This window comes from Streptomyces sp. NBC_01306, assembly GCF_026340465.1.
Lineage (GTDB): Bacteria > Actinomycetota > Actinomycetes > Streptomycetales > Streptomycetaceae > Streptomyces.
On record NZ_JAPEPC010000001.1, the window covers coordinates 6,587,501 to 6,600,056 of the forward strand.

General features: G+C 66.5%; 11 protein-coding genes, 2 rRNA genes and 1 riboswitch (1 of these 14 only partly in view). Of the genes, 12 read left to right on the forward strand and 1 reads right to left on the reverse strand.

All coding sequences use genetic code 11. The annotated features are described in order from the left end of the window. The 12 genes from OG385_RS29150 to OG385_RS29205 form a co-directional block, all read left to right on the forward strand. A 23S ribosomal RNA gene (locus OG385_RS29150) occupies nucleotides 1–1,314 on the forward strand; it begins 1,809 nt to the left of the window's first position. Nucleotides 1,315–1,392: 78 nt separating this feature from the next. Beyond that, nucleotides 1,393–1,509: ribosomal RNA gene (rrf, locus tag OG385_RS29155) — 5S ribosomal RNA — on the forward strand. A gap of 173 nt (nucleotides 1,510–1,682) precedes the next feature. Further along, nucleotides 1,683–2,291, forward strand: coding sequence for a CDP-alcohol phosphatidyltransferase family protein (locus tag OG385_RS29160; RefSeq protein WP_266859152.1), 609 nt, complete (start codon nucleotides 1,683–1,685; stop codon nucleotides 2,289–2,291). A 113-nt stretch (nucleotides 2,292–2,404) separates the two neighbouring features. Further along, entirely contained in the window at nucleotides 2,405–4,900 is a 2,496-nt protein-coding gene (locus OG385_RS29165) for a mannose-1-phosphate guanyltransferase (RefSeq protein WP_266859154.1), read from the forward strand. Between the two features lie 97 nt (nucleotides 4,901–4,997). Next, the gene (locus OG385_RS29170; protein ID WP_266859156.1) at nucleotides 4,998–5,921 is read left to right on the forward strand and encodes a DUF881 domain-containing protein; all 924 of its coding nucleotides are present in this window, start codon (nucleotides 4,998–5,000) and stop codon (nucleotides 5,919–5,921) included. After that, nucleotides 5,918–6,250 (forward strand): small basic family protein, encoded by a 333-nt coding sequence (locus OG385_RS29175; protein WP_164266945.1) that lies wholly within the window; start codon nucleotides 5,918–5,920, stop codon nucleotides 6,248–6,250. Before OG385_RS29170 ends, OG385_RS29175 begins: the two co-directional genes overlap by 4 nt. A gap of 20 nt (nucleotides 6,251–6,270) precedes the next feature. Then, nucleotides 6,271–7,170, forward strand: a complete 900-nt coding sequence (locus tag OG385_RS29180) for a DUF881 domain-containing protein (protein WP_266859158.1) — start codon at nucleotides 6,271–6,273, stop codon at nucleotides 7,168–7,170. Nucleotides 7,171–7,252: 82 nt separating this feature from the next. Beyond that, nucleotides 7,253–8,185 carry an FHA domain-containing protein gene (locus OG385_RS29185; protein WP_266861248.1) on the forward strand — a complete coding sequence of 311 codons (933 nt, stop codon included), beginning with the start codon at nucleotides 7,253–7,255 and terminating at the stop codon, nucleotides 8,183–8,185. Between the two features lie 17 nt (nucleotides 8,186–8,202). Continuing rightward, nucleotides 8,203–8,946 (forward strand): MerR family transcriptional regulator, encoded by a 744-nt coding sequence (locus tag OG385_RS29190; RefSeq protein WP_266859159.1) that lies wholly within the window; start codon nucleotides 8,203–8,205, stop codon nucleotides 8,944–8,946. Between the two features lie 53 nt (nucleotides 8,947–8,999). Next, the gene (locus tag OG385_RS29195) at nucleotides 9,000–9,473 is read left to right on the forward strand and encodes a bifunctional nuclease family protein (protein WP_164266948.1); all 474 of its coding nucleotides are present in this window, start codon (nucleotides 9,000–9,002) and stop codon (nucleotides 9,471–9,473) included. 120 nt (nucleotides 9,474–9,593) lie between these two features. Next, nucleotides 9,594–10,232 carry a MerR family transcriptional regulator gene (locus OG385_RS29200; RefSeq protein ID WP_266859160.1) on the forward strand — a complete coding sequence of 213 codons (639 nt, stop codon included), beginning with the start codon at nucleotides 9,594–9,596 and terminating at the stop codon, nucleotides 10,230–10,232. A 56-nt stretch (nucleotides 10,233–10,288) separates the two neighbouring features. Continuing rightward, nucleotides 10,289–11,896: a DNA polymerase IV gene (locus OG385_RS29205; RefSeq protein WP_266859161.1), complete on the forward strand. Its 1,608-nt coding sequence runs from the start codon at nucleotides 10,289–10,291 to the stop codon at nucleotides 11,894–11,896. Here OG385_RS29205 and OG385_RS29210 read toward each other — a convergent pair. Then, nucleotides 11,812–12,189, reverse strand: a complete 378-nt coding sequence (locus OG385_RS29210) for a PRC-barrel domain-containing protein (RefSeq protein ID WP_266859162.1) — start codon at nucleotides 12,187–12,189, stop codon at nucleotides 11,812–11,814. The genes OG385_RS29205 and OG385_RS29210 overlap by 85 nt on opposite strands. Nucleotides 12,190–12,329: 140 nt before the next feature. Continuing rightward, a riboswitch (glycine riboswitch) is annotated at nucleotides 12,330–12,428 on the forward strand. Nucleotides 12,429–12,556: the final 128 nt, after the last annotated feature.

A 12,556-nucleotide genomic window follows, 5' to 3' on the forward strand; every position in this document is an offset into this window, starting at 1 on the left:
CGGCCCGTACCCTAAACCGACTCAGGTGGTCAGGTAGAGAATACCGAGGCGTTCGGGTGAACTATGGTTAAGGAACTCGGCAAAATGCCCCCGTAACTTCGGGAGAAGGGGGGCCATTCTTGGTGATTGGATTTACTCCATGAGCTGGGGGTGGCCGCAGAGACCAGCGAGAAGCGACTGTTTACTAAAAACACAGGTCCGTGCGAAGCCGTAAGGCGATGTATACGGACTGACGCCTGCCCGGTGCTGGAACGTTAAGGGGACCGGTTAGTGATCTTTCGGGGTTGCGAAGCTGAGAACTTAAGCGCCAGTAAACGGCGGTGGTAACTATAACCATCCTAAGGTAGCGAAATTCCTTGTCGGGTAAGTTCCGACCTGCACGAATGGCGTAACGACTTCTCGACTGTCTCAACCATAGGCCCGGTGAAATTGCACTACGAGTAAAGATGCTCGTTTCGCGCAGAAGGACGGAAAGACCCCGGGACCTTTACTACAGTTTGATATTGGTGTTCGGTTCGGCTTGTGTAGGATAGGTGGGAGACTTTGAAGCGGCCACGCCAGTGGTTGTGGAGTCGTCGTTGAAATACCACTCTGGTCGTGCTGGATGTCTAACCTCGGTCCGTGATCCGGATCAGGGACAGTGTCTGATGGGTAGTTTAACTGGGGCGGTTGCCTCCTAAAGAGTAACGGAGGCGCCCAAAGGTTCCCTCAGCCTGGTTGGCAATCAGGTGTTGAGTGTAAGTGCACAAGGGAGCTTGACTGTGAGACCGACGGGTCGAGCAGGGACGAAAGTCGGGACTAGTGATCCGGCAGTGGCTTGTGGAAGCGCTGTCGCTCAACGGATAAAAGGTACCCCGGGGATAACAGGCTGATCTTCCCCAAGAGTCCATATCGACGGGATGGTTTGGCACCTCGATGTCGGCTCGTCGCATCCTGGGGCTGGAGTCGGTCCCAAGGGTTGGGCTGTTCGCCCATTAAAGCGGTACGCGAGCTGGGTTTAGAACGTCGTGAGACAGTTCGGTCCCTATCCTCTGCGCGCGTAGGAATATTGAGAAGGGCTGTCCCTAGTACGAGAGGACCGGGACGGACGAACCTCTGGTGTGCCAGTTGTCCTGCCAAGGGCATGGCTGGTTGGCTACGTTCGGAAAGGATAACCGCTGAAAGCATCTAAGCGGGAAGCCTGCTTCGAGATGAGTATTCCCACCCCCTTTGAGGGGTTAAGGCTCCCAGTAGACGACTGGGTTGATAGGCCAGATGTGGAAGCCCGGTAACGGGTGGAGCTGACTGGTACTAATAGGCCGAGGGCTTGTCCTCAGTTGCTCGCGTCCACTGTGTTAGTTCTGAAATAACGAACGACCGTGTTGTATCCGGTGTTGGTTAATTTCATAGTGTTTCGGTGGTCATTGCGTTAGGGAAACGCCCGGTTACATTCCGAACCCGGAAGCTAAGCCTTTCAGCGCCGATGGTACTGCAGGGGGGACCCTGTGGGAGAGTAGGACGCCGCCGAACAATTTTTAGCCTCAACCCCGAGCTGTAATGGCTCGGGGTTGAGGCATTTTTGCGTCCACGTGCAGTTCACTCCCAGGCCGGCATCAGGCCACTGACCCCTGTGACTTGGCAGGTCGCCGCTGAGGGTAAGGTCAGGGAGCATCGTTCGTACGTTCCTCACAGGAGGCCCCCGGGTGGAGGTCCAGGAGACCCGTGTTCAGACCGACCGGGTACTCACCATCCCCAACATCCTCAGCATGGCCCGCCTCGTCGGTGTGCCCATTTTCCTGTGGCTGATTCTCCGTCCTGAGTTCGGCGGGCCCAAGAGTGATGGCTGGGCATTGCTGGTGCTCATGCTCAGCGGTGTGAGCGATTATCTCGACGGCAAGCTGGCTCGCCGCTGGAACCAGATCAGCAACCTGGGACGGCTGCTCGACCCTGCCGCGGACCGTCTCTTCATTCTCTCCACCCTGGTTGGTCTGACCTGGCGGGAGATCCTGCCGATTTGGTTGACCGCGGCACTATTGGCCCGTGAGCTGATGCTTCTGGTCATGGTCGGAATCCTGCGCAAGCACGGCTATCCGCCGCCCCAGGTGAACTTTCTGGGCAAGGCAGCTACCTTCAACTTGATGTACGCGTTCCCGTTGCTCCTGCTCAGCGACGGTAGCGGCTGGCTGAGCACCCTGGCGTCGATTCTCGGATGGGCGTTCGCAGGGTGGGGTACAACGCTCTACTGGTGGGCAGGAATCCTGTATGTGGTACAAGTCCGCCGGCTTGTGAAGGCGGATGTAGCAGCCGATTGAACTCGTCGATGCGCACCGCGCAGCGTGGCCGGATTGCGTATGACGCCCGAGTGTCCTCACCGGACGGGTGAAGTCGGCTGGACTGTCGACATCTCAAGGAGGGCGCTTCCGACATGAAGGCCGTCGTGATGGCTGGTGGCGAAGGCACACGTCTTCGCCCTATGACCTCAAGTATGCCCAAGCCGCTCCTGCCGGTGGTCAACCGACCGATCATGGAACATGTGCTGCGGCTGTTGAAGCGGCACGGGCTCAGTGAAACCGTCGTCACCGTGCAGTTCCTCGCGTCCCTCGTCAAGAATTACTTCGGCGACGGTGAAGAGCTCGGTATGGAGCTCACATACGCCAACGAGGAGAAGCCGCTCGGCACCGCAGGAAGCGTAAAGAATGCGGAAGAGGCCCTCAAGGACGACACCTTTCTGGTGATCTCCGGGGATGCGCTCACCGACTTCGACCTGACGGATCTGATTAATTTCCATAAGGAGAAGGGCGCACTTGTCACTGTGTGCCTGACCCGTGTGCCGAATCCGTTGGAGTTCGGCATCACCATCGTGGACGAAGAAGGAAAGGTCGAGCGCTTCCTGGAGAAGCCGACCTGGGGCCAGGTTTTCTCGGACACCGTGAACACGGGTATCTATGTGATGGAACCCGAGGTCTTCGACTACGTCGAGGCAGATGTGTCGGTCGACTGGTCCGGTGATGTCTTCCCCCAGCTCATGAAGGAGGGGAAGCGGGTCTACGGCTATATCGCCGAAGGCTACTGGGAGGACGTGGGCACTCACGAGAGCTATGTAAAGGCCCAGGCGGACGTCCTCGAAGGCAAAGTCGAAGTGGACATCGACGGGTTCGAGATCTCTCCCGGTGTCTGGGTGTCCGAAGGTGCCGAGGTGCATCCCGACGCCGTACTCCGAGGTCCGCTCTACGTCGGCGACTACGCCAAGGTGGAAGAGGGCGTGGAAATACGGGAGCACACCGTCGTCGGTTCCAATGTGGTCGTCAAGACCGGTGCTTTCCTGCACAAGGCTGTCATCCACGACAACGTGTACATCGGCCAGCAGTCCAACCTGCGCGGCTGCGTGATCGGGAAGAACACCGACATCATGCGGGCCGCCCGCATCGAGGACGGCGCCGTCATCGGGGATGAGTGCCTCGTCGGTGAGGAATCCATCATCCAGGGCAATGTGCGGGTGTATCCGTTCAAGACCATCGAGGCGGGTGCGTTCGTCAACACCTCGGTGATCTGGGAATCCCGGGGCCAGGCGCATCTTTTCGGTGCTCGCGGAGTCTCCGGAATCCTGAATGTCGAAATCACCCCGGAGCTGGCCGTACGGTTGGCCGGCGCGTACGCCACCACGCTCAAGAAGGGCTCCACCGTCACCACCGCGCGTGACCACTCGCGTGGTGCGCGTGCCCTCAAACGGGCGGTGATCTCCGCCCTTCAGGCCAGCGCCATCGACGTACGGGACCTGGAGAACGTGCCGCTGCCGGTGGCCCGGCAGCAGACCGCCCGCGGCAGTGCGGGCGGCATCATGATCCGGACCTCGCCCGGTGTGCCCGACTCGGTCGACATCATGTTCTTCGACGAGCGCGGGGCGGATCTCTCCCAGGGCAGGCAGCGCAAGCTGGACCGGGTGTACGCACGCCAGGAGTACCGCCGCGCCTTCCCCGGTGAGATCGGGGACCTGCACTTCCCGGCGAGCGTCTTCGACTCGTACACCGGCTCCCTGCTCCGCAACGTGGACACGACGGGGATCGCGGACGCCGGGCTCAAGGTCGTGGTCGACGCGTCCAACGGCAGTGCCGGTCTCGTCCTGCCCAGCCTCCTCGGACGGCTCGGTGTCGACGCTCTTGTCATCAACCCGGGACTGGACGAGTCACGGCCGACGGAGACCGCCGACACCCGTCGCGCCGGGCTGGTCAGGCTCGGTGAGATCGTGGCCTCGGCGCGGGCGGCGTTCGGAGTGCGGTTCGACCCGGTGGGCGAGCGGCTCTCCCTCGTGGACGAGCGTGGACGGATCATCGAGGACGACCGCGCTCTGCTGGTGATGCTGGATCTGATCGCGGCCGAGCGGCGCAGCGGACGCGTCGCGCTGCCGGTCACGACCACGAGGATCGCCGAACAGGTCGCCGCCTACCACGGGACGCAGGTGGAGTGGACGACCACTTCGCCCGACGACCTGACCCGGGTGGGCCGCGAGGACTCCACCATCTTCGGCGGCGACGGACGCGGTGGATTCATCATCCCCGAGTCCACCAGCGTCTTCGACGGCACCGCGGCCTTCGTCCGGCTCATCGGCCTGGTCTCGCGTACGCAGTTGACGCTCAGTCAGATCGATGCCCGGATTCCGCGTGCCCATGTGCTCCGCCGTGACCTGGCGACGCCCTGGGCCGTCAAGGGTCTGGTCATGCGCCGGGTGGTGGAGGCGGCTGCCGACCGGTCCGTGGACACCACGGACGGGGTGCGGGTCGTCGAACCCGACGGCCGCTGGGTGATGGTGCTGCCGGCCCCGGCCGAAGCCGTCACTCATCTGTGGGCGGAAGGGCCGGACGACGCGTCCGCGCAGGTGCTGCTCGACGAGTGGTCGGCGATCGTGGACGGCGCAGGTCAGTGAGGTCGTAGCGGTGTACCGGACGGCCTGACCCCGGGCCGTCCGGTACACCGATGGGGCCATTGGGAGCCTGTGGCTGCGACGTGCGACGATGTGCGGCATGCCGAAGCAGCCCCCCGTTCGGAGCGCAGCCTCCCCGCCGCCGCGCCCCGATGCGTCGATGTCGCTGCTCAACAACGTGATGGACCACAGCCTCGACGACGGCTACGCCGAGGCCACCGCCCGGCGGCGGGCCGAGGGCAGTGTGGGGATGCCGCGTTCACTGCGGGCCAAGCTCGGTCTCGCCGCGGGTCTTGTGCTCGCCGCGGTCGTGGTCACCGTGGGCGCCGCGCAGGCCAGAGTGACTGCGCCGGTGGTCGCGAAGGAGCGCCAGGAGCTCATCGACCGTATCGACTCGGAGACTTCGTCCGCCGATGCGGAGCAGAAGAAGGTCGACGGGCTGCGCGACTCGGTGGGTGAGCAGCAGCGCAAGGCACTCCAGAAGCACGGGGGCGACCAGGGCGGTCCGGTGGCGCTGCTGTCCGGAGCGACAGCGGTGCACGGGCCCGGAGTGAAGCTGGTCATCGACGACGCCAAGGACAGTTCCCAGAGCGACGGCGGGGGGCCGCGCGAGAGCCCCGGGTTCTCCGACACGGGGCGGGTACGGGACCGGGACATGCAGCAGTTCGTCAACGCGCTGTGGCAGTCGGGCGCCGAGGCGATCGCCATCAACGGCCAGCGCCTGACCGCTCTGTCGGCGATCCGCGCCGCGGGTGACGCCATACTGGTCGACAACAGGCCGCTGGTACCGCCGTACACGGTGCTGGCGGTGGGGGACGGGAAGCAGTTGCTCAGCGAATTCGATGACAGCGTCGGCGGACAGTACCTGAAGGTCCTGAAGGACAGCTATGGCATCCGCACCAGCAGTTCCGACCAGGCCGACGTGCGCCTTCCTGCGGCCGCGAGCCTGATCGTACGTACAGCAAAGCCGAAGGCCGCCGGCACCGACCAAGGCGCGGCCGACACAGGGAAGGGCACATCGTGATCGCCGTACTGGGCCTCGTCGTGGGAGTCGTGGTCGGACTGTTGGTCCGGCCCGAAGTGCCGGCGATGGTCGAGCCGTACCTCCCCATTGCCGTCGTGGCCGCCCTCGACGCGGTCTTCGGCGGTCTGCGGGCCATGCTCGACGGAATCTTCGTGGACAAGGTCTTCGTCGTGTCCTTCCTGTCCAACGTCGTGGTGGCCGCGCTGATCGTCTTCCTCGGCGACAAGCTGGGCGTCGGCGCGCAGTTGTCCACCGGCGTGGTCGTCGTCTTCGGCATCCGTATCTTCTCGAACGCCGCGGCCATTCGCCGGCATGTGTTCCGGGCGTGAGGCCGATGGGTGACGAGCCGATGAGCAACGACGAGAATCCGCCCGACCCGCGGGATCCGGGTGACCCTCGGAGCCCACAGGAGCCACCGCGCGATCCCGGCGGCAGGTCCGGGCGCTTCCCCGGCGCGCTGCCCGCGGAGAAGCCCGCGCAGACACCGCAGGGAGACGCCACGGGGGCGACGCCCGCGGCGCAGCCGAGGCAGGCCGGACGGCAGCGGCTGATCGCCGCCCTCTGGCCACCCCGGGTCACCAGGGCGCAACTCGTCGTCGCCCTGCTGCTGTTCGTACTGGGTCTGGGACTTGCCATCCAGGTCCGCTCCAACAGCGACAACAGCCCGCTGCGCGGCGCACGCCAGGAGGACCTGGTGCGGATCCTCGACGAGCTCGACAACCGCACCCAGCGCCTGGACGACGAGAAGCAGCGTCTGCAGAGCCAGCGCAGCCAGTTGGAGAGCAGCTCGGACCAGGCCGAGGAGGCCCGCAAGCAGACGGACGAGAAAGCACGTCAGCTCGGCATCCTGGCCGGCACGGTGGCCGCCCAGGGCCCCGGCATCACCCTGCTCGTCAACGACCCGCACAAGACGGTCGAGGCGGACATGCTTCTCGACACGGTCCAGGAATTGCGGGCGGCCGGTGCCGAGGCGATCCAGGTCAACGGTGTCCGGGTCGTGGGGGACACCTACTTCTCCGACGCGGGCGGCGGGATCCAGGTGGACAAGGAGAAGATCAGTGCGCCGTACACCTTCAAGGTCATCGGGAAACCGGCCGACTTGGAGCCCGCGCTGAATATTCCGGGCGGAGTGGTGCAGACTCTGGAGAAGGAGCAGGCCACAGCCACTGTGACGCCTGAACAGAAGATCGTTGTGGACGCCTTGCGACCAGCGAAGCGGCCTGACTACGCTCGGTCTTCCGGGCAGTGAGGCGGGGGCGCGTGAGAGCCGCGGGACAAGGCCATGAGGTTGCGGGGGGTCGGCGCACCGATAGCGGGGTGCGTGGTGGAAACTGTCTGGGGGGTACGGACGTTGTAAGGATGTCCGGTTCGGCAGGTGTGTTCATCGAGAGTTCGTCCTGCCCCACGGGCGGGTCTGTTTCGGTCAAGGGGAATCGCCCGTGAAGTTGTTTGGGAAGTTGTTCGGCAAGAGTGCACGTGAGGACAGCGCACGGCACCGCGCCCCACGCCACATGGAGGGCGAGGACCAGGGTGGTGACCGCCCGCTGTTCCGGGACGAGGTGGGGCGGTCCGGTCGCGACATTTCGGGTGATCAGGGTGCGTCGTCTGTTGACCCTGCGGGTCAGGGCCGCATAGGTTTTGGTGAAGCATCAACCTCAAGTACGAGTCGAGGGTTGCCCTCCGATCCGTACGCAACCAACGCCCATGCAGGGCAGTCGCGGCAGGAGGATGCGTCCATGCCGGTTTGCACGAGGTGCGGCCACCACAATGCCGAGGACAGTCGGTTCTGCTCCAACTGCGGAGCGCCGTTGCGCGCCGGGGTGCCCGAGCGGCCCTCGGAGACCACTTCGACGATCTCCATCTCCGGGCTGGAGGCGTACGAGGCGGAGGTGACAGGTCAGACCGCTTCGCCGTCGCTCTCTCCGGAGGCCCAGGCGGCCGTCGACGCCCTGCCCCTCGGCTCGGCGCTGCTCGTGGTCCGCCGCGGTCCGAACTCGGGCAGTCGCTTCCTGCTGGACGGCGATCTGACCACGGCCGGCCGGCATCCGCAGAGCGACATCTTCCTCGACGACGTCACGGTGTCGAGGCGGCATGTGGAGTTCCGCAGGGGCGCCGACGGCGGATTCACCGTCTCGGACGTCGGCAGCCTGAACGGCACGTACGTCAACCGTGAGCGCATCGACGCCGTCGTGCTCTCCAACGGTGACGAGGTGCAGATCGGGAAGTACCGGCTGGTCTTCTACGCGAGCCAGCGGGGCGTGTGACCCGTCAGGGAAGGCCCATGCTGCAATCATCGACGGGCGGTGCCGGCGACGGCACCGCCACCGGGGACGACCGGCTGGTCAGTATCGGCACGGTCCTGAATCTGCTTCGGGAGGAATTTCCCGAAGTCACGATCTCCAAGATCCGTTTTCTGGAGGCCGAGGGGCTGGTCGAGCCGCAGCGCACGTCGTCCGGGTACCGGAAGTTCGGTACCGCGGACGTCGAGCGGCTGGCTCAGGTCCTGCGGATGCAGCGTGACCACTATCTGCCGCTGAAGGTCATCCGGGACCATCTCGACGCACTGGGCCGGGGCGAGCAGATCCAGCTCCCCGCGCCCGGTGCCGTCCGCGAGCCCGAGGACGGAGCTCCGGGCGGCGGCGCGGGTGAACCCACGGCGTCCCGGGTGGGCCGGGACGAGCTCCTCGCGGCCGCCGGGATCAGCGCGGACGACCTCGCCGAGTGGGAGTCGTACGGTCTGCTGTCGCCGCTCCCGGAGGGCGGATACGACGCGGAGGCCGTGAATGTGGCCGGGCTTGTCGCGGATCTGGGCCGATTCGGTCTGGAACCGCGGCATCTGCGCGCCATGAAAGCGGCCGCCGACCGTGAGTCCGGGCTGATCGAGCAGGTCGTCGCCCCCCTTCGGCTGAACCGCAATCCGCAGACCAGAGCGGATGCGGAGACCACCACGAAGGACCTGGCAGCACTGACCGTGCGGCTTCACGCGGCGCTCGTGCAGACCTCTCTCAGGGTCCGGTTGCACTGATCATGGGGGTGCCCGACTACCCAAACCTGCCGGGCACGTCCTAGGGTTGCTGTGTGAACGAGCTCGACGTTGTGGGTGTCCGGGTGGAAATGCCCTCCAACCAGCCGATCGTGCTCCTGCGTGAAGTGGGAGGCGACCGGTATCTCCCTATCTGGATCGGCCCTGGTGAGGCGACTGCGATCGCCTTCGCCCAGCAGGGCATGGCTCCAGCAAGGCCGCTGACCCATGACCTCTTCAAGGATGTCCTCGAAGCGGTCGGCCAGGAGCTCACGGAAGTGCGCATCACCGACCTGCGCGACGGGGTCTTCTTCGCGGAGCTGGTCTTCGCGAGCGGGGTCGAGGTGAGTGCGAGGCCCTCCGACGCCATAGCGCTCGCCCTGCGCACCGGGACGCCGATCTACGGCAGCGACGGGGTGCTCGACGATGCGGGAATCGCCATTCCTGACGAGCAGGAGGACGAGGTGGAGAAGTTCCGCGAGTTCCTCGACCAGATCTCTCCGGAGGACTTCGGGACCAACAGCCAGTGACGCTCCGCTCGGGTCGTCAGCGCATCCGGCAAGCCTTTCCCCGAAGAGGGGCACGCGAAACCACTCTTAGGGTGATTATCACTCGGCGTGCCGAGTGTGGCGATCGTTGACGCACCTCAAGTGACTGCCTACCGTCGAGTGGGCAGTTCAAGGACGGAGGTCGGCGTGAGAAGCACCGGCGAAGATATGGCAGGGGATTTCCCCGGACTGGGTCCGGGGGACGGAGTGCCGTATCCGCTTCACGGCTCAGCGGCCGAAACGACGACCGACACCGTCGGCTACCGGGGACCGACCGCCTGCGCGGCGGCCGGGATCACCTACCGGCAGCTCGACTACTGGGCGCGTACGGGACTGGTCGAGCCGAGTGTGCGGCCCGCCCAGGGGTCGGGTACCCAGCGTCTCTACAGCTTCCGCGACGTGGTCGTCCTCAAGATCGTGAAGCGGTTCCTGGACACCGGTGTGGCCCTCCAGAACATCCGGACGGCGGTCCACCACCTCAGAGACCGCGGGGCCGGCGACCTCGACCGTATGACGCTGATGAGCGACGGTGCGACGGTGTACGAGTGCACCTCGCCCGACGAGGTGGTCGGTCTGCTGCAGGGCGGACAGGGGATCTTCGGGATCGCCGTCGGGGTTGTGTGGCGGGATGTGGAGAGCGCCCTCTCACAGCTGCACGGCGAGCGGGTCGACACCGGCGAGACCCTCATCGGCCACAACCCGGCCGACGAGCTGGCCAGGCGCCGCAACCGCGCCGTCTGACGGGCCTCCGCGCTGCGGGGGCCCGATTGTCAGTGCCGTGAGGCAGCATCGGTGGTGTGAGAGCCGCGCCCACCATCCTGCATCTGGACATGGATGCCTTCTTCGCCGCCGCGGAACAGGCGGCGAAGCCGAGCCTGCGCGGGAAGCCGGTGGTGGTGGGCGGGCTCGGGCCGCGCGGAGTCGTGTCGACGGCCTCGTACGAGGCCCGGGTGTTCGGGGTGCATTCGGCGATGCCGATGGCCCAGGCCCGCCGGCTCTGTCCGAACGCCGCCTATCTGGTGCCGCGCTTCGCGCTCTACCGCGAGGTGAGCGGCCAGGTCATGGAGCTGCTCGGGCGGCTCTCGCCGCTGGTCGAGCCACTGAGCCTGGACGAGGCCTTCGTGGACCTGGAGGCGGGCGGAGTCGCAGACGGCAGGCGATCGGCGAGGCGCGCCGGTGAGCAACTGCGCAGGGACATCCTGGCGGTCACGGGGCTCAGCGGGTCGGTGGGTCTCGCCGGCTCCAAGATGCTGGCGAAGATCGGCTCGGAGCGTGCCAAGCCGGACGGCCTGGTCCTGATAGAACCGGGCACCGAGCGCGAGCTGCTCGCGCCCCTCTCCGTACGGATCCTGCCGGGCGTGGGGCCGGCGACCGGCGAGCATCTGCGCAGGGCCGGGATGACCACCGTGTCCCATCTGGCCGAGGCCGGTGAGGACGAGCTCGTCCGGCTGCTGGGCAAGGCGCACGGCGCCTCGCTCTACCGGATGGCGCTCGGTCACGACGACCGGCCCGTGGTGTCCGAGCGGGACGCCAAGTCGGTCTCGGTGGAGGACACCTTCGACGTCGACCTGCACGACCGGGTGCGGGTGCGGGCGGAGGTGGTGCGGCTGGCCGGGCGGTGCGTGGAGCGGCTGCGGGACGCCGGGCGGTCCGGGCGGACGGTGGTGCTGAAGGTCCGGCGGTACGACTTCTCGACGCTGACCCGCTCCGAGACGCTCCGGGGGCCCACGGACGACCCGGAGGTCGTCCGCGAGGCCGCAGGTCGGCTGCTGGAGGCCGTGGACACCACGGGCGGCGTGAGGCTGCTCGGGGTGGGGGTCACCGGCCTCGCGGACTTCACCCAGGAGGACCTTTTCGCGCAGGCGGCGACGGAGCGGGCTGCCGAGCTGGAGCACGCGGCGGCGGAAGAGGCGGCGCCCGGTCCCGCGGCGCCGCCGGAGCCATCCGCCGACGAGCCGCCGCCCGGCACCGGTCACCGCTGGCTCGCCGGGCACGATGTGCGCCACGACGAGTACGGCGCTGGGTGGGTGCAGGGCAGCGGCGTGGGCCGGGTGACGGTGCGGTTCGAGGATCCGTACGCGACCGTGCCCGGCCGGGTGCGGACCTTCCGGGTCGACGACCCCGCGCTGAGGCCGTCGGATCCGCTGCCGTTGGTCCGGGCTGCCCCGACTGCCCCGACGGGATCCGATGGCCCGTGCGGTGCGGATGGATCCGGCCGACCGGGCGGACCGGACGGGACAGCCGTGGGGGAGGAAGCGGACACCGGTGAGAGGCCCGGAAAGTCCGGGGAAGCAGTGCCTGGCGGGGCGGAGCCGGGTGGTCAGGCGCGTTCTTCTTCGCCCGCGAGCCGGCCGAAGTCCCGGTCGGGGGGCGGCGGCGTGGGGGCCGAGATACCGAGCCCGTAGTGGTGGTAGAGCTGGAGTTCCTGCTCGGGTGAGAGATGGCGGCCGACACCGAAGCCCGGTGCTTCCTTGATCAGCGTGCGGTCGAAGGGCACCCGGAGGGCTTCGCTGACCAGTTCGCTCGGCTTCAGCGGGACGAAGGCGTCCCGGGTGAACAGCCCGGTGCGTACCGCGGCCCACTCGGGCACTCCGGTGGCGTCGTCGAGGTAGACCTCGTCAACCGTGCCGATCTTGAGGCCATTGCGGTCGAACGCCTTGCGGCCTATCAGGCTGCGCGGATCTATGTCGGTCTGCACGGTCCCTCCAACTGATCGCAACGGATCACGATGTCTCCCGCCCCCTGCGAAGGTCTCCCCCTCAGGGAAGTCCAGATCCGGGGCATCGGCCACTCGAACACCGTGCGAAGTGGCTCGCTGGTACGCTGGCCAATGGCTGCTGACCCCGCGCGGGAGAGCCCTTCGGACGCGATGTCCGGGGGCGCCGAAGGAGCAAATCCTCCCCGGAATCTCTCAGGCACACGTACCGCGCGGACGAGGTCACTCTGGAAAGCAGGGCGGGCGTCGGGCGGGCACGTCCGGATCCCTACCTCACCGACGGTGAAAGCGGGCACGTCGAGCGACGGGCCGGTGAAACTCTCAGGTTGAGATGACAGAGGGGGAGGCC